The 15,955-nt window shown below is 67.8% G+C and carries 14 protein-coding genes; 10 read left to right on the forward strand and 4 right to left on the reverse strand.

Going from position 1 to position 15,955, the window contains the following annotated elements:
- Positions 1-32 precede the first annotated feature (32 nt).
- The 8 genes from G554_RS0104300 to G554_RS0104335 all read left to right on the forward strand — a co-directional run bounded on the left by G554_RS0104300 (position 33) and on the right by G554_RS0104335 (position 9,090).
- The gene (locus G554_RS0104300; RefSeq protein ID WP_027586948.1) at positions 33-716 is read left to right on the forward strand and encodes an amino acid ABC transporter permease; all 684 of its coding nucleotides are present in this window, start codon (positions 33-35) and stop codon (positions 714-716) included.
- On the forward strand, positions 713-1,663 hold the full coding sequence (locus G554_RS14605) for an amino acid ABC transporter permease (protein ID WP_051232416.1): 951 nt from the start codon (positions 713-715) through the stop codon (positions 1,661-1,663). Before G554_RS0104300 ends, G554_RS14605 begins: the two co-directional genes overlap by 4 nt.
- Before the next feature lie 30 nt (positions 1,664-1,693).
- On the forward strand, positions 1,694-2,836 hold the full coding sequence (locus G554_RS14610; protein ID WP_051232418.1) for a 1-phosphofructokinase family hexose kinase: 1,143 nt from the start codon (positions 1,694-1,696) through the stop codon (positions 2,834-2,836).
- A 115-nt stretch (positions 2,837-2,951) separates the two neighbouring features.
- The gene (locus G554_RS0104315; protein WP_027586949.1) at positions 2,952-4,250 is read left to right on the forward strand and encodes a nucleotide sugar dehydrogenase; all 1,299 of its coding nucleotides are present in this window, start codon (positions 2,952-2,954) and stop codon (positions 4,248-4,250) included.
- Positions 4,251-4,271: 21 nt separating this feature from the next.
- Positions 4,272-5,597 (forward strand): O-antigen ligase family protein, encoded by a 1,326-nt coding sequence (locus tag G554_RS14615; RefSeq protein WP_051232420.1) that lies wholly within the window; start codon positions 4,272-4,274, stop codon positions 5,595-5,597.
- 58 nt (positions 5,598-5,655) lie between these two features.
- The gene (locus G554_RS17120; protein ID WP_084648305.1) at positions 5,656-6,765 is read left to right on the forward strand and encodes a glycosyltransferase; all 1,110 of its coding nucleotides are present in this window, start codon (positions 5,656-5,658) and stop codon (positions 6,763-6,765) included.
- 123 nt (positions 6,766-6,888) lie between these two features.
- Complete coding sequence (gene wecB, locus G554_RS0104330) at positions 6,889-7,962, forward strand: non-hydrolyzing UDP-N-acetylglucosamine 2-epimerase (RefSeq protein ID WP_027586951.1); 1,074 nt, start codon at positions 6,889-6,891, stop codon at positions 7,960-7,962.
- A 9-nt stretch (positions 7,963-7,971) separates the two neighbouring features.
- Positions 7,972-9,090: a glycosyltransferase gene (locus G554_RS0104335; protein WP_425393336.1), complete on the forward strand. Its 1,119-nt coding sequence runs from the start codon at positions 7,972-7,974 to the stop codon at positions 9,088-9,090.
- Positions 9,091-9,213: 123 nt separating this feature from the next.
- On the opposite strand, the gene G554_RS0104340 is transcribed toward G554_RS0104335, so the two are convergent.
- The 3 genes from G554_RS0104340 to G554_RS14620 all read right to left on the reverse strand — a co-directional run bounded on the left by G554_RS0104340 (position 9,214) and on the right by G554_RS14620 (position 12,435).
- A complete protein-coding gene (locus G554_RS0104340; protein WP_154654170.1) occupies positions 9,214-10,284 on the reverse strand; it encodes an FG-GAP repeat domain-containing protein in 1,071 nt (356 codons plus the stop codon).
- A 248-nt stretch (positions 10,285-10,532) separates the two neighbouring features.
- Complete coding sequence (locus G554_RS0104345; protein WP_036924568.1) at positions 10,533-12,014, reverse strand: hypothetical protein; 1,482 nt, start codon at positions 12,012-12,014, stop codon at positions 10,533-10,535.
- A gap of 166 nt (positions 12,015-12,180) precedes the next feature.
- Positions 12,181-12,435, reverse strand: coding sequence for a hypothetical protein (locus tag G554_RS14620; RefSeq protein WP_051232422.1), 255 nt, complete (start codon positions 12,433-12,435; stop codon positions 12,181-12,183).
- An 83-nt stretch (positions 12,436-12,518) separates the two neighbouring features.
- Here G554_RS14620 and G554_RS0104355 point away from each other — a divergent pair, with 83 nt between their 5' ends.
- The gene (locus G554_RS0104355) at positions 12,519-13,352 is read left to right on the forward strand and encodes a sulfurtransferase (protein WP_027586955.1); all 834 of its coding nucleotides are present in this window, start codon (positions 12,519-12,521) and stop codon (positions 13,350-13,352) included.
- A gap of 158 nt (positions 13,353-13,510) precedes the next feature.
- Here G554_RS0104355 and G554_RS0104360 read toward each other — a convergent pair whose 3' ends face one another.
- Positions 13,511-14,890 carry an FAD-dependent oxidoreductase gene (locus G554_RS0104360; protein ID WP_027586956.1) on the reverse strand — a complete coding sequence of 460 codons (1,380 nt, stop codon included), beginning with the start codon at positions 14,888-14,890 and terminating at the stop codon, positions 13,511-13,513.
- Positions 14,891-15,239: 349 nt separating this feature from the next.
- Between G554_RS0104360 and G554_RS0104365 the strand changes: the two genes are divergently transcribed.
- Positions 15,240-15,854, forward strand: coding sequence for an NUDIX hydrolase (locus G554_RS0104365; protein ID WP_036924571.1), 615 nt, complete (start codon positions 15,240-15,242; stop codon positions 15,852-15,854).
- Positions 15,855-15,955: the final 101 nt, after the last annotated feature.

Genomic DNA, 15,955 nt, shown 5'->3' on the forward strand with positions numbered 1-15,955 from the left:
GGCGGGGCCACCCGAACACCTGGAGGTGATTCATGTCAGATCTTGCCCAGTTGATGCGCGACTACGACGTGCTGGGCGGCTTCTGGATGACGATCAAACTGACCGTCGTCTCCGCGCTGGGATCCTTGGTCCTCGGCGTGATCGTCGCCATCATGCGCGTCAGCCCCGTCAAGGCCTTTCAGATCTTCGGCAAGGGGTATGTCAACATCATCCGCAACACCCCGCTGACGGTGATCGTCACCTTCTGCGCCCTGGCCTTCTACAACGTGCTGGCATGGAAACTGGCCGGGCCCGATGCCCGGTCCTCGGTGCAGCTGTTCTGGTGGGGAGTCGTGGCGCTGTCGGTCTACCACTCGACATTCGTCGCCGAGGGGATCCGCTCGGGGATCAACACGGTGCCCTCCGGGCAGGCCGAGGCCGCCCGGTCGATCGGGTTGACCTTCGGGCAGACCCTGGGCGAGGTGATCTTCCCGCAGGCCATCCGCGCGGCCGTCACACCACTGGGCAATACCCTCATCTCGCTGACCAAGAACACCACCGTGGTCTCGGCGATCGGTGTCGCCGAGGCCTCCTATGTGATGAAGAACATGATCGAGTTCTCGCCACAGTTCATCTACGCGATCTTCATCCTGATGGCGCTCGGATTCGTCATCCTCACGCTGCCCATCGGGATGCTGGTCTCCTGGGGCTCGACGAAGTTGGCGGTGCAGCGATGAGCAACTCCACCACCTCCGTGCTCTTCGACATCCCCGGGCCCAGGGCGCTGCGGCGTCACCGGATCATCGGGGTCGTCGGCGTCATCCTGTTGGCTGTGCTGGCCGCCCTGCTGATCTGGGGGTTGCGCTCCCAGCTGGGGGCCGACGCCTGGTCGGCGATCTTCACCGGGGAGGCCTGGGCCGACTACCTCATCCCTGGCATCATCAACACCCTTCAGGCTGCTGCCGCCGCGCTGATCCTGGCCTCCATCCTCGGCTTCCTGCTGGCGATGGGGAGGATGAGTTTCGTCCGGCCGTTGCGCTGGCTGTGCTCGGTGCTCGTCGAGTTCTTCCGGGCCGTGCCGGTGCTGATGGCGATGCTGTTCTTCTACTACCTGATGGTCTTCGCGGCCCCCTTCAACACCGTGGTGCCGCCGGGGCTGAAGGGTCTGGTCGGGGTGGTCGCCGGACTGACCTTCTACAACGGCGCAGTGATGGCCGAGCTGCTGCGTGCCGGGGTCAACTCGCTGCCCCGTGGCCAGACCGAGGCGGGCCTGTCGATCGGGCTGTCGCTGAGCCAGACCCGCCGCTCGATCCTGCTGCCCCAGGCGGTCACCGCGATGATGCCGGCTCTGGTGAGCCAGCTCGTCATCATCGTCAAGGACACCGCGCTGGGCTACATCATCACCTATCCGGAGCTGCTGCGCTCGGCGACGAATCTGTCCAGCGGGGGCACCAATATCATCCCGGTCTTCCTGGTCGCCGCAGTGCTGTTCATCCTCATCAACTACTCGTTGACGAAGTTCGCCGAGAACCTCCGGGAACGGCTGGGGCGCAGCCGGGGTGGCCACGTCGTCACCTTGGAGGAGGCCCACCAGGAGTCCTTCCTGCATGACGAGGGGGCTCTTGAGGAGGCCGTCGACCAGGCCGGGATCCGGGAGGAGAGACGACCCCCCGATGAGCAGTGAGGCGGGCGGCTCAGTGAGATCCTGGACGCCGTGATCCTCACTGTCACCATCAATCCCAGCCTGGACCGCACCGTCGGACTGCCCGGGCCGCTGGTCCCCGGCAAGGTGCACCGGTTGACCGGGGCCTGCACGGTGGCCGCCGGCAAGGGGGTCAACATCTCCGGGGTGCTGATGCTGGCCGGGGCCGACACCCTGGCGGCGGTGCCGGCCGGCCCCGGCGACCCGCTCGTCACCGGGCTGGAGGTGCTGGGCGTGCCGCACCTGGCGGTGCCGATCGCCTCGCCGGTGCGCACCAATCTGACGGTGACCGACCCGCACGGGGTCACCACCAAACTCAACGAGCTCGGCGCTCACCTCAGTGCGGCCGAGCAGCGGGATTTCGAGGACGCCGTGATGGCGGCCTGTCGGCGGGAAGCCGCTGGACAGCCCGGCTGCCGTGACGCCCTGCCATCAGAAGAGGCCACCGGGCCCGGCGACTGGGTGGTGCTCACCGGCTCCCTTCCTCCCGGGGTGCCGCCCGACTGGTACGCCCGGATGGTGCTCAGGATCCGGGTCGAGCTCGGCCAGAAGGCTCCACGGATCGCCGTCGACACCTCCGATGCACCGCTGTCGGCCCTGATGACCGGATTGCCGGAGTCGGCCCCGGATCTCATCGCCCCCAACTCGGTGGAACTCGCTCAGCTGTGTGTGGGGCAGCGGGCCGGTGGCGCAGCAGGCCGGGGCACCACAGTCGCCGGCAGCACACCTGATGGTCAGGCATCCGATGGCCGAGCCGAGGAGTTGGCTCGTCAGATGGAGTCCAGCGCCGCCGAGGGGAACCCGGCGGCCGCCATCGGTGCCGCCAGGGTGCTCTTCGACCAAGGTGTGCCGCAGGTGCTTGTCACCCTGGGCGCGGCCGGGGCCGTGCTGGTGAGCGAGGACGCCGCCAGGCATGCGGTCGCCGATCCGGTGACGGTCCGCTCGACGGTCGGTGCCGGGGACTGCTGCCTGGCCGGGTTCCTGCTGGCCCGCAGCCGGGGGGCCGATGACTCCGAGGCGCTGGCGACCGGGGTGGCCTACGGATCGGCGGCGGTCTCGATGTCCGGCACCGGATGGCCCACCCCGGAGCAGGCCGCGTCGATCCCGGTGCGCATGTCACTGACGACGGGGCGGTCCACGGCTCGCGGGACCTGAGATGTGCCCACAGGCCCCGCGATCCGCGGATCTGCCGGGGGTTCGCAGGGGCCGGGCCGCTCTCCTCCACTAGACTGACGGCCGTTACTCAACTGCTGTGTTCGAGGAGTCCTGAATGAAGATCGCCGTCGTCGCCATGGGCAAGATCGGCCTGCCACTGGCTGTGCAGTTCGCGGAGAAGGGACACGACGTGATCGGCGTCGACGTCCAGCAGAGGGTTGTCGACGAGATCAACAAGGGCAACGAGCCCTTCCCGGGCGAGGCCTTCCTCGACGAGAAGCTGAAGAAGCTGGTCCCGGCCGGCAAGCTGCACGCCACCACCGACTACGCCGAGGCGATCCCCGGCGCCGACGCGATCGTGCTGGTCGTCCCGCTGTTCGTCAACGATGAGACCTGGGAGCCCGACTTCGGCTGGATGGACGACGCCACCAAGTCGCTGGCCGAGCACCTCACCCCCGACACGATCATCTCCTACGAGACCACCCTGCCGGTGGGCACCACCCGCACCCGCTGGAAGCCGATGATCGAGGAGATCTCCGGGCTGAAAGAGGGCCAGGACTTCACCCTGGTGTTCTCTCCCGAGCGGGTCCTCACCGGTCGGGTCTTCGCCGATCTGCGTCGCTACCCCAAGCTGGTCGGCGGGCTGTCACCGGAGGGCACCGCCAAGGGCATCGCCCTCTACCAGCAGCTGCTCGACTTCGACGAGCGCACCGACCTGCCCCGCCCCAACGGCGTCTGGACGATGGGAACCGCCGAGGCCGCCGAGATGGCCAAGCTCGCCGAGACCACCTACCGCGACGTCAACATCGGGCTGGCCAACCAGTTCGGCAAGTTCGCCGCCAAGCACGGCATCGACGTCTACAAGGTCATCGATGCCTGCAACTCCCAGCCCTACTCGCACATCCACCGCCCCGGCATCGCCGTCGGCGGCCACTGCATCCCGGTCTACCCGCGGCTCTACCTGTGGACCGACCCGGACGCCACCATCGTGCGCACCGCCCGCCAGGCCAATATGACGATGCCGCAGTACTGCGTCGACGAGGCCGCCGCGGTGCTCGGTGATCTCAAGGGCAAGAAGATCGTCGTGCTGGGTGCCTCCTACCGCGGCAAGGTCAAGGAGACCGCCTTCTCCGGCGTCTTCCCGACCGTCAAGGACCTGGCGGACGCCGGGGCCGAGGTCACCGTCCACGACCCGATGTTCACCGACGCCGAGCTGGCCAAGTTCGGTTTCACCGCCTACCACATCGGCGAGCCGGTCGACGGCGCCCTGCTGCAGGCCGACCATCCCGAGTACAAGGACCTCACCCCGGCCGACCTGCCCGGCATCAAGGTGCTGGTCGACGGTCGTCACGTCGTCGACCCCGCCAACTGGGACGGCGTCAAGGTCATCGTGATCGGCGACGGAGAGGCCTGATCCGAACTGATTCGGCTCTCGATGGCTGATCAGGAACCACCGCGGCGGTCGGCTGTCGATGACAGCACGGCCGCCGCGGCGCATCTGTCAGGACGCCGGCGCGGGGCACTGGTCGCCTGGTGCGTCGGCGCCTTGCCGGTCGCGGCCCTGCTGGGGCCGTCGGCCGGGGCGGGACCGCTGTTCGGCTACCGGGTGCTGGTGGGCATCATCGCCGTCATCGCGGTGGTCCTCGGACGCCGCAGCCGGGCCAGCCTGGCGGTCCTGGGACTGGCCGTGCTGTGGCTCGGTATGGTCGCCGCCACGGTGCTGACCGGAGGGATCGGCCGGCAGTGGAGTGAGCTGGCCGCGATCGCTCTGGGACTGGCCGGCGTCTGGTCGATGACCAGGCTGCGCCGCTTCGACCTGGTGCGCTGGCTGGCGCGAGGCTGGACGGTGGCGATCGGCATCAGCCTGCCGGTGGCGGCCTGGGAGGTGGCCACCGCACGCCACCTGAGCAGCTATCTCAACGGGGTGTGGCGCGGCCATCCCGGCGTCTACCGGGCCCCCGCCACCTGGCTGACCAACCCCAATCTGTACGCGGTGCTCACCGCGATCGCCGTTCCCCTGCTGGCCGTCCGGTGTCGACGGGAGCGCGGTCCGTGGCGGTGGGCGATGGTCGCCGGCGCAGCAGTTTCCGCGGTCCTGCTGGTGCTCACCTCGGGCCGTTCGGCGATGCTCGCGCTGGCCTGTGCGGCTGCGGTGCGGGTGCTGGCTTCGCGCCGGTGGCGGTGGCTGCTGATTGCCTGCACGGTGGTCGCGATGGGCGTCCTGGTCGCGCTGCGCGGCGACCCCCTGGCCCGGGCATGGCACCGGGTGGTCGGCGTCGTGATGCACCACTCCAACGAGGGCCCGTCCTCCCTGTCGGTGCGATCCGCCCTGGTGGCGGTGGGGCTGAGACTGGTGAGACAGCACCCGTGGCTGGGCACCGGGCCCGGCGGATACGAGGCCTCGGTGCGCGCAGGAGGGCTGCCGTGGACCCTCCACGGCAAGGTGAACCCGCACTGCGGGGTGCTGGAGATCGCCTCCCAGTACGGCCTAGTGGTGATGGCGGCCCTAGTGGCGATGGCGGTGCTGGCGGCCGTCGTGGTGGTGCGCTGCGGCAGGGGCGGCAGCGAACGGTGGTGGGTCGTCGGCCTGCTGGTTGCCCTGCCGATCCTGTCCTTCGCCAACAGCACTTACCTGGTGCAGTCGGTCACCCAGCTGACCTGGCTGCTGGCCGCGGGGGTCATCAGCTGTGAGCCGGAGGAACCCGTCGGCCAGCTGGCGGGGCCAGTGCGTGTCGGTCAGAGTGACGGCGGATCCCGATAGGCTGAGACCCCTAATGCAAGCCTTGCCAGACGCGGGCCCTGACAGAAGGTGCGGAACTATGCGAGTTCTCCTGGTGGGAGCGGCTCCTTCGATTCATATGGTCCGGTGGGCCAATGGGTTGGCTGAGCGCGGACATGATGTGCATCTGGCCACGGCTCACCGGCCCGGTCGACACGCATTCAGTCGGGACGTTCACCTGCATCTTGCACCGGATCTGTGTGCCGGCCGCTATCTCACTGACGCATGGTGGTTGCGGCGGTTGGCGGACTCGGTTGACCCGGACATCGTCAACGTGCACTTCGCCACCGGGTACGGACTGATGGCCCGCCTCGCACACATTCGGCAGCCGACCTTGTTGTCGGTGTGGGGGGCCGACATCTACGACACGCCACGGCGCAACGCGGCGGCCGCCCGAATCGTGAGGGACAACCTCGCTGCGGCCACCCGGCTGGCCTCCACCAGCCTGTGCATGGCGGACGTCATCCGTCACTACGCCGGTCGGCGGCCGATATCGATCACCCCATTCGGTGTCGACACCGATGAGTTCGTGCCCAGCCCTCGTCCTGAGGATGGTGTGGTGCGTGTCGGGACGGTCAAGGCACTGTTCGCCAAGTACGGCATCGACGACCTCATCAGGGCTTTCGCGGTGGTGCGGGAGCAACGGGCCGACCAAGGTCTCGAGTTGCACCTCTATGGCGAAGGACCCGACGAAGGTGCACTGCGTGAGCTCGCGTCCGGTCTGGACCAGTCAGTCATCTTCCACGGCGCAGTGCCCCATGAGGAGGTGCCGAAGGCGTTGGCCGGACTGGACGTCTTCGCAGCGCTGTCGACTCTCGACTCGGAGAGTTTTGGAGTGGCGATTCTGGAGGCAGGGGCATGTGGGCTTCCGGTGGTCGTCACCGACACGGACGGACCGGCAGAGGTTGTGGAGCAGGGCCGCACCGGCCTCATCGTCCCCCGGCGGGACGTTGGTGCTGCAGCAGCGGCGCTCGAGCGCCTCGTGGATTCCTCGGACCTCAGGCGGCGAATGGGCCAGGCCGGACGCCACCACGTTCTCGCCCACTACTCGTGGAAGTTGAGTCTTGAACTGATGGAACAGGCCTACCGTGACACCATCCAAGATGCCTCACGTTCATCTGAGCGGCGCGGGCGGCACTGCGGCTCGTAGCTCGGCAGAGTCTAGAGTCTGAGGGGCTTGGTCCGAATGACCTGAGTAAGGCGGAGACTCGGAGCGGGTCCCTGGGGCGGACGTCTGATGGCGATCCCGGTAGTTCAACTGAGAGGAACAGATTTGCGAGTCGTCAGCATCGTCGGCGCCAGACCGCAGTTCGTGAAGCTGGCCCCGGTGGCCAAGGCCTTCGCGGGGGCCGGGATCGACCACAAGATCATCCACACCGGACAGCACTATGACGTGAACATGTCGGACTCCTTCTTCATCGAGTTGGGCATCCCGGCCCCTGATCTCCACCTGGGTGTGGGCGGGGGCTCGCACGGTGTGATGACCGGCCGGATGCTCGAACAGCTCGACCCGGTTCTGGAGGAGATGGATCCGGACTGGGTGCTGGTCTACGGGGACACCAACTCCACCATCGCCGGGACCCTGTCCGCGGTGAAGATGCACCTTCCGGTGGCCCACCTGGAGGCCGGCCTGCGCTCCTTCAACCGGCGAATGCCCGAGGAGCACAACCGGGTGCTCACCGACCACGCCGCCGATCTGTGTCTGGCTCCCACCCAGGTGGCCATGAAGCACCTGGCCGACGAGGGACTGGCCTCGCGCTCGGTCCTGGTGGGCGACGTCATGACCGACGTCTGCATGCAGGTGCGCGACTCCGTGCTGGCGAAGCCGCGCCCGGTGCCCGGGGTCGCCGAGGGTGAGAAGTACATCCTCGCCACCATCCACCGTGCCGACAACACCGACGAGCAGGACCGGCTCGAGCACATCCTCGACGCCCTGGGATCTCTGGACCGCAAGGTGGTCCTGCCGGTCCACCCCAGGCTCCGGGTGCGGGCGAAGACCGACGGCATCACGATCGCTCGCGGAAATCTGGAGACCATCAACCCGCTGGCCTACCCCGACATGGTCAACGCGGTGATGCACGCGGACGGCGTCATCACCGACTCCGGCGGCCTTCAGAAGGAGGCCTTCCTGCTGCGGACGGTGTGCACCACGGTGCGCACCGAGACCGAGTGGACCGAGACCGTCGACAACGGCTGGAACATCCTCGACCCCGATGCCGAGCACCTGGCCGCCACCGCGGTGCGCCCGGCACCGGTGGCAGATCCCGGTCATCCCTACGGCGACGGCCATGCCGCGGCGAAGGTGGCCGAGGTGCTGCTGGCCGCGAAGACCCCCGACCGGGACTGAGTGGCTGGAGTGAGTCAGGTTTCACCGAGGGTCGTCCACCTGTCGACCGTCCACAACGGCCACGACAATCGCGTCTTCAACAAGGAGGCGCGCGCGGTGGCCGCCGCTGGCTATGACTTCCACCTGGTCATCAGCGCCGAGCGCGACGGGCTCGACGACGGCGTCCCAGTGGTCGCGCTGCATCGCACCGGGGGGCGGGTGCTGCGGATGCTGGCGGGCCAGCCGGAGGCCTGGCGGGCGCTGAGCAGGCTGCGTCCCCAGCTGTTGCAGATCCACGACCCGGAGCTCATCCCGATGGCCCTGCTGTGGGGCCGAAGCCACCGCTGCAAGGTGATCTACGACGCCCATGAGGACCTGGTCGGTCAGGTCGCCACCAAGCCCTACCTCAACCCCCTCACTCGACCTCTCGTCCGGTGCGCCGCCCGCATCCTGGTCGGACTGGCCGACCGCGGCGCCGACGGCATCGTGGCAGCCACCGAGACGGTCGCCGCCGGGTTCGGTAACAGCCGCACGGTGGTGGTGCACAACTACCCCTGGCTGGCGAACTTCACCGTCGATCCCGCCCCGGTGGCCGGACGTCTGGTCTACGCCGGGGACCTCAGCCAGGAGCGCCGGCTCTCCTTCATGATCGACGTCGTCCGGGCCCTGCGCGAGAGGGTCCCGAACGCACACCTGGTGCTGGCCGGACGTACACTAAAGGGCTGCGAGCCAATGGTCGAGGCAGCGGTGGCCGAGGGTCTGGTGGACCATCTCGGCCTGGTGGCGCCGACCAGGGTGCCCGCCGTGCTCGCCAGTGCCCAGGTGGGGCTGGTGTTCCTGGAGCCGCTGCCCAACTATGTCCACTCACTGCCCACCAAGCTGTTCGAGTACATGGCTGCCCAGGTGCCGTTCTGCGCCTCCGACTTCCCGGCCTGGCGACAGATGTTCTCCGGATACCACGCCGGAAGGTTCGCCGACTCGGAGTCGGTGCAGGCCGCCGTTCAGGTGCTCGCCGAGATGCTGGAGGACCCCCCGGGCTGCGCCCGGATGGGCGCGGCGGGCAGGGCCGCCGTCGACCAGGGCCTCACCTTCGAGGCCCAGGCACAGGTGCTGCTGGACCTCACCACTCAGCTGGTGGGGCGGCCCTGAGGCCCGGGGTGCCGCAGGGAGGGAGAGTACTGGTCTTCGTCGACGAGTTCGGGGGGGGTGACGCCCACGCTGGCCCTCTCCCCGGCTTCGCGGAGTCGAGGGAGCTGGTCAAGAGACTGCGGATCACCCGAGGACGTTGTACTGGTAGAAGTCGTAGCCGATCATGTGCTTGGGGCCCCATCGGCCGTTTCCAAGATTCTCGTAGAGGTAGAGCGGCCCGCGGTCAGTTGGGTTCCCGCTGTTTCCCTCCTGCGGGACATACATGTTCGTGGGATGGTTCAGGTTCTGCAGCCCAACCAGGTCCCACAGCCCATCTCCAGTCATGTCCCCGGGTACAAGAGCGATCTGGAATCCGTTCCATCCTCTTCCACACTGCCCGGCATTGCTCAGTTTGCCGAGACCGGCTCCGCGGTAGCAGAACAGTCCGCCGTTGTTGTCGATCGCCATGAGGTCGTACTTGTTGTCTCCGACCAACTGGCCGGGAGCGAGGACGAACCTGACACCGCCCCAGTTCTTCCCGATCTGGCCGACGTTACTCAGTGCCCCGTCGACTCCCATTGTGTAGCCGTACAGGTTCCCGTCCGACTTGCTCCTGGCCACCACGTACTGCACACCATCCCCGTTGAGCTGGCCAGCAAAGATGATCTGGTCCATGCCACCCCAGTTCTTACCGACCTGCGGTCCTTTGACGAGGTAGCCACTGCCCTGGTTGTAGTAGGCATACATCTGGCCATCCTGGATCGCCAGGAAGTCGCACCACTTGTCGCCGTTCAGGTCAACCGTGGGCATGAGGGATGTGACGTTGTGCATGTGGTACCCGATATCACCCGGATACTTCATGATGTCGATGTGGCGCTGCTGATGATACATATACGGAGGCACGGCAGAGAAGAATGAAGCGATGCCGTTGGCCTTGTTCATCTTTGACCATCGACCGTCCCACTGAATTCCCCAGATATCTGCGTACTTGTCACCTGTGCTGTCACCGAACACGTTGTTCCCCGTGGACCCAGTCGTGTGGGGCGCGGGGTTCTCAAGTTCCCAGTCCTGACCTGAGGGTGTCCCGGGGACGATCAACGGTTGATATGGCGTCGCGTAGTCGGCGTGGGCGACGCTGGCGGTGCACAGCGAGCCCAGCAGGGTCGCTCCGACGGCGATGGCGGTGACGAGACGGCGTGCAAGGCGTTTTGGCATGAGGATGGGCCTTCGACGGAGGGTTCGACCTTTAATCAGGGGACACGATATTCCCCTCGGGCGCGTTTACGCCAGCCGGTTTTGTCCCGATATTGGGGACGGCAGGGAGTTCGATGGTTTTCCCTTGTGTGCCCTTGTGGCAGCGCACACATCGGGTTCGCGTCGCCGGGCCGGCCTCCATGAGGCCTCAGGCCAGGGTCAGGCCTGACCGGCCGGACGGGAATGACGTGACTGGGTGCTTCGAAGCGCTACTTCGCCCTGGCCGTGCAGTACATCGCCAGAATTCCGGTGATCGCGACCGGACGACATTGGGACGGACTTGCCGCGTTGATCATGATCTGGGTGTTGCTGTCGGTGTCGGCCTGCGGGCTCAGATACATCAGCCACAGGGTGTCGTGGTCGGTGAGTCGGACACCGGAGGGGAATGTCAGTCGGCTGACATAGCGGTCAGGGGTGAGGGCTGCGACGGTGCGCGGGTCATTCGGGTGCGAGGTCGTCCCCACGGCCCACTGCGGATCGAGATTGCCGGCGATGCGCACCTCTGGATAGGTCTGGCGAGTGGTCATCGCGAGTCGGACGGCCGCTCTGAAGTCGGTCTTCCACGGACTGCGGTTGGCGGAGACGACGGTGGCCAGACCGGCTGTCAGCACGATCACAAGAGCACTGCTGAGGAGGCTCTGGACAGCAGGTCGGCCGGGCACCGAGACGATGACGAGGGCAAGGGCGATCCGGATCACCGGGTCCACGAGGATGAGATTGCGAGGGGTCCACAGCGGAGTGATCTGGGAGACCAGCCAGCTTGAGGCCATGATCAGCACGGCCAGTAGAGCCAGGCTGGTCGCGGCCGAGACGGCCGGCAGGGAGAGTGTGCCGCGGGACGACGCCGAGCGTCTCCAGTAGCGGTTCAGCGCCACCGTGAAGACCACGATGACCAGGGCAAGTCCCGCAGGGGTATGCCACACGAACCCGCCATTTGTCATCGACGGGACACCCCAACTGAAGACGCTCTGGAGCAGGAGCGTGATTGCCGAGAGGTCGGGTCTGGTGTTCCAGGAGGTGCCGGCGGCGAACCCCGGCACCATGAGCCGGCCATGGATGATCCAGATGGCTTCGGGGAGGCAGACCACCGCGAGAAAGAAGAGGCCGCGCAGCGGACGTATCCTGCCACGAGCGACCAGCACGACGAGGCTGCAGCCGGCGAGTACCAGACCGAACAGGTGGGCGAGGGAGGCCAACACCCCGAGGCCCAGATGGACGGCTTGACGCCGTGCGGTTGGCCTGCCCGTGCGGGGCTCCAACTCGAGTCGGAGATGACTGACGGTCAGTGCGACCGCCAGTGCCCATAGCAGACCGTAGGGTCGAATCTCCTGCCCATACACGAATCCCAGTCCGCTGGTGGCCACCGCGGCGGTGAGCAGCCAGCGGGTCGGCGCGGGTATCGGGGTCCGCCTGAGCATGAGCGGCACACAGGCGATGCCGAGGGTGGTCACCAGTGCCGAGAATGCCCGGGCGCGCACGGCGCCCACGGACACGATGTGATTCCACAACCACACCAGGGTGGCGAAGAATGGCGTGTGAATCTCGGTGTGTCCCCGGTCCAGCAGCCGGGTCAGACCGCCGCCGGTCTGACTGAGAGTGAACTGCTCATCGGACCAGACGCTCTGGGCGCCGAGCTGGGTCCACCGGGGAATGACGGCCAGAACGATGGCCCCACCGATGAGGACCGCCATGACAACGGTCTGGTGTCGCGCCAGCCAGTCACGAGCCCCAGTCGAGGGAGTCGGGTGGTCGTCACCTCGCATGGTGCCGATGGAGGGCGACGACATGTGCATGGCCGCAGCCTAGACTGCGGACCGAGCTGGGGCAGTCGGTGGCGGTGTCGACCTTCGACAGCTTTCAGGCCTTGAAGTAGGCCGGTGCGGTCCTCACGCGGCCCTGGCCGCCGGCCGGGGTGGCGTGACCGTCGGCCAGCGGGGAGTTCCGATGCCCGCGGCCTCGCCGACGGCTGGCCTTCTCCAGGTCGCGCAGCTCGCCGTTGATGCTGCCGGGGGCGAGGTCCTGGGAGTCGTGGCGACCCCGGCGGCGCAGCGCGACGACGAGGCCACCGACGACGGCAGCACCTGCGATGATGAGGATCGTGTTCCTGTCCATGCGCCGAGGCTAGTGCGCCCGGGTCCGGGAATCACGGGGTCTTCGCCACCAGATGACGCCGACCGGGGTGGGATGATCACTCCATGACCTCGCTGCTGCCCACCCCCGTCGTCACCGTCGAGGAGCTCGCCACCGCCCTGGCCGGCCCCGACGCCGGCCGCATCCTTGTCCTCGATGCCTCGATGGGCGCCGCGCCCACCGCCCCGCACATCCCCGGGGCGCTGCGCTTCGATCTGGACGGCCCGATGAGCGACCAGACCACCGGCCTGCCCCACACCATGCCCTCAGCCGAGTCCTTCCAGGCCTCGCTGCAGGCCCTGGGCGTGCGGACCGACTGCCATCTCGTGGTCACCGAGACCGACTTCCTGTTCGTCGCCGCCCGCCCCTGGTGGATGCTGCGCTCGATGGGGATCGACGAGGTCTCGATCCTGGACGGCGGCAACCCTGCCTGGGCGCGGGCGGGCCACCGGCTCACCACCTCACCGACGCCGCAACCGCCGGCCGGCGACGTCGTCGTGCATCCGCGCAGCGGGCTCATCGTCGACGAGCAGGACGTCCTGGCGGCGCTGGCATCCGATCGCCAGACGGTCGTCGACGCCCGATCCCGGGCCCGTTTCACCGGCGAGCAGCAGGAGCCGCGGCCGGGGCTCCGGGCCGGTCACATGGCCGGCGCGGTCAACCTGCCCTACACCGAGCTGCAGGAGGCCGGTGCGCTCATCCCGGCCGAACGGATGGCGGCCCGGGTGGACGACGTCTGCCCGCGTCCTGGAGTGGTCGCCAGCTGCGGCTCGGGGGTCACCGCCTGTGTGGTGGCGCTGGCCGCCGTGCTGGCCGGCCGCGAGGATGTCAGGGTCTACGACGGATCGTGGAGCGAGTGGGGCCGGCCCGATGGGCCGCAGGTCGTCACCGGGCCCTGAGGCCGGGGTGTGGGATGGCGGCCCGCCGGTGGCTGTCCGGCCCGATCTGACGGGGTTCTCCGGTTCTGAGGGTGACCTGCGCCGGACGGCGTCCCTGAGTACAGCAGCGGCCTGCCAGGCATCCCTGGCAGGCCGCTGCTGAGCTGAGGGTCGGCGGATCAGGCCTTGTCGGTGTCCTTGTCGGAGGACTCCATCTCCTCGGCGATCGCCTTGCGGAAGGACTCCGAGTCACCCTTGCCGGGGATGGCATCGGCGGTGAGCACATCGCCGACGATCGCTCCGGCCTCCCGGTTGAAGGTGATGTAGCGCGAGCCCAGGTTGACCATCGCCTGGATGCGGTTGCGGCCACCCAGCAGGGAGTAGATGTGCACCGTCACCCACACCAGCCAGGCCACGAAGCCGGTGAGCTTGGGGCCGTTGGCCAGCTGGACGACGGCGGCATTGCGCCCGATGGTGGCCATCGTGCCCTTGTCGACGTACTGGAAGGTCTCCAGCGGCTCGCCCTTCTCCAGATGGACGACCTGACGGGCCAGCAGCTCGCCGCCCTGAATGGCCGGCTGGGCCAGCTGGGGAAGCGGGTTGTCATCGATGATGGCCCCGTCGCCGACCGCGAAGATGTTGTCGTGGCCGTGCACCCGGAGGGTGGAGTCGGTGACGATCCGCCCGCCCCGGCCGGTCTCGAAACCCCAGTCCATGGCGACCTTGTGGGCGCCGATACCGGCCGCCCAGATGACCATGTCGGCGGGCAGCTCGTGACCGTCCTTGAGCAGTACCGAGTCCTCGCGGACCTCGGCGATCGCGGTGTCGGTGCGCACGTCGACGCCACGCCTCTGCAGCTGGCGGCGGGTGTAGTGGCGCAGGCTGGAGTCGAAGGGCGCCAGCAGGTGGGATCCCATCTCGACCAGGGCGACGTGCACCCGGTCGATGGAGACGTCGGGGAAGATCGCCGGGACGCCGATCGACTTCATCTCGGCCAGCGTGCCGGCCATCTCGACGCCGGTCGGGCCGCCGCCGACGATGACCACGTCGAAGGTCTTGGACTTGTCGGTGTCCAGGGACTCCAGATTGGAGAAGATGGCGTCGCGGGCGGTCAGCGAGGAGCCACGGGTGTAGATCGTGAAGGAGTGCTCGGCGGCCCCCGGCGTCCCGAAGAAGTTGGCGCCGACGCCCTGTGCCAGGACCAGGTAGTCGTACTCGATGGGCTCGCCGTTGTCGACGTGGACCAGCTTCTTCTCGGTGTCGATGTTGGTCACCGAGCCCAGTCGGAAGCGGGCGTGGGAACCGAGCTTGGCGGCGAAGCTGCGCAGCCGGTAGGTGATGTCGCCGGGGTTCAGACCGCCGGTGGCCACCTGGTAGAGCAGCGGCTGGAAGGTCGTGTAGGGATGCCGATCGATGAGGTCGACGTGGCAGCCCTGGGCCGCCAGGGCTTTCGCGGCGGCCATTCCGCCGAATCCCCCTCCGACCACGGTCACCTTGGGGTGGCGCTTGGTGAACGCCGGCTCCTTGCCGAGTGTGGGGAACAGTTGAGAGAGCTGCATCAAGACCTCCGGGGTGTTGCGGGCAGGATTCGACGACGCAAAGTGGTTGACACTACGCGCCTCAGATTAGTAGCTGATGCTGTCAGAGTGCGATTTTTCACTTTTTGGCGGACGCCGGGAGTGCGGGCCCGGGTTCGGGGGTGTGGTGGTGGTTGGTGCGGGGGCCGATGTCGGGAGAACCGGCCCCTTCCCCCCACCGCAGCCGGGCCGAGAGCTTCGTCCTGTGGCCCCTTCTTCCCCCCTACCGACGTTCGTCCTCGAATCCGACGTTCGTCCTGGAATTCCAGGACGAACGCCAGATCTGAGGACGAACGTGGATCGGGACGGCAGCTGGCCTACCCTGAGCCACGTGCACCTGAACACCGAGCCCCACGGCCACGACATCACCATCAGCGCCTGGATCTTCCGGCAGTTCGACGGGGTCTGGCGGGCACTGGTGCACAAGCACCGCAAGATGGGGATCTGGCTGCAGCCCGGGGGCCACATCGAGCACACCGAGAACCCCTGGCAGGCGCTGATCCACGAGATGCGCGAGGAGACCGGCTACGAGGTCGACCAGCTCACCGTGCTGCAGCCGCTGCCCCAGATGCCTGACGGGGTGCACGACGTGATGCATCCGGTTCCGGCCGTGATGAACACCCACTCGCCCTACCGCGGCCACTTCCACTCCGATCTGATCATGGTGCTCACCACTGACCAGGACCCGGCCCATGATCCGCGCCCGGGGGAGTCGCGAGAGCTGGCCTGGCTCACCCCGGCCGAGTACTCCGCGCACGTCGATGCCGAGCCGGACGCGGTGGCGATCATGACGATGCTGGCCGAGAAGGTGGTGGGGTCCTGGTACCAGATCCCGGCCACCAGTTGGAGCCTGCGCGACGCCGAGCCGGATCCGCTGACCGACCGGACCGCTGAGCAGGCCAACGCGCCGGATCCGCAGGACGCCAGGGAGACCTCCTTTGGCTGAGCAGGGGTCACGACCGCCCCGGGAGCCGCACGGGCCCCGGGCGCCGCAAGGACACCGAGGGACCCGCGGGCTCGACGATCGGCGCGACCGCCAGGGGGCCG

Source organism: Acidipropionibacterium thoenii DSM 20276, assembly GCF_000423445.1.
GTDB lineage: Bacteria > Actinomycetota > Actinomycetes > Propionibacteriales > Propionibacteriaceae > Acidipropionibacterium > Acidipropionibacterium thoenii.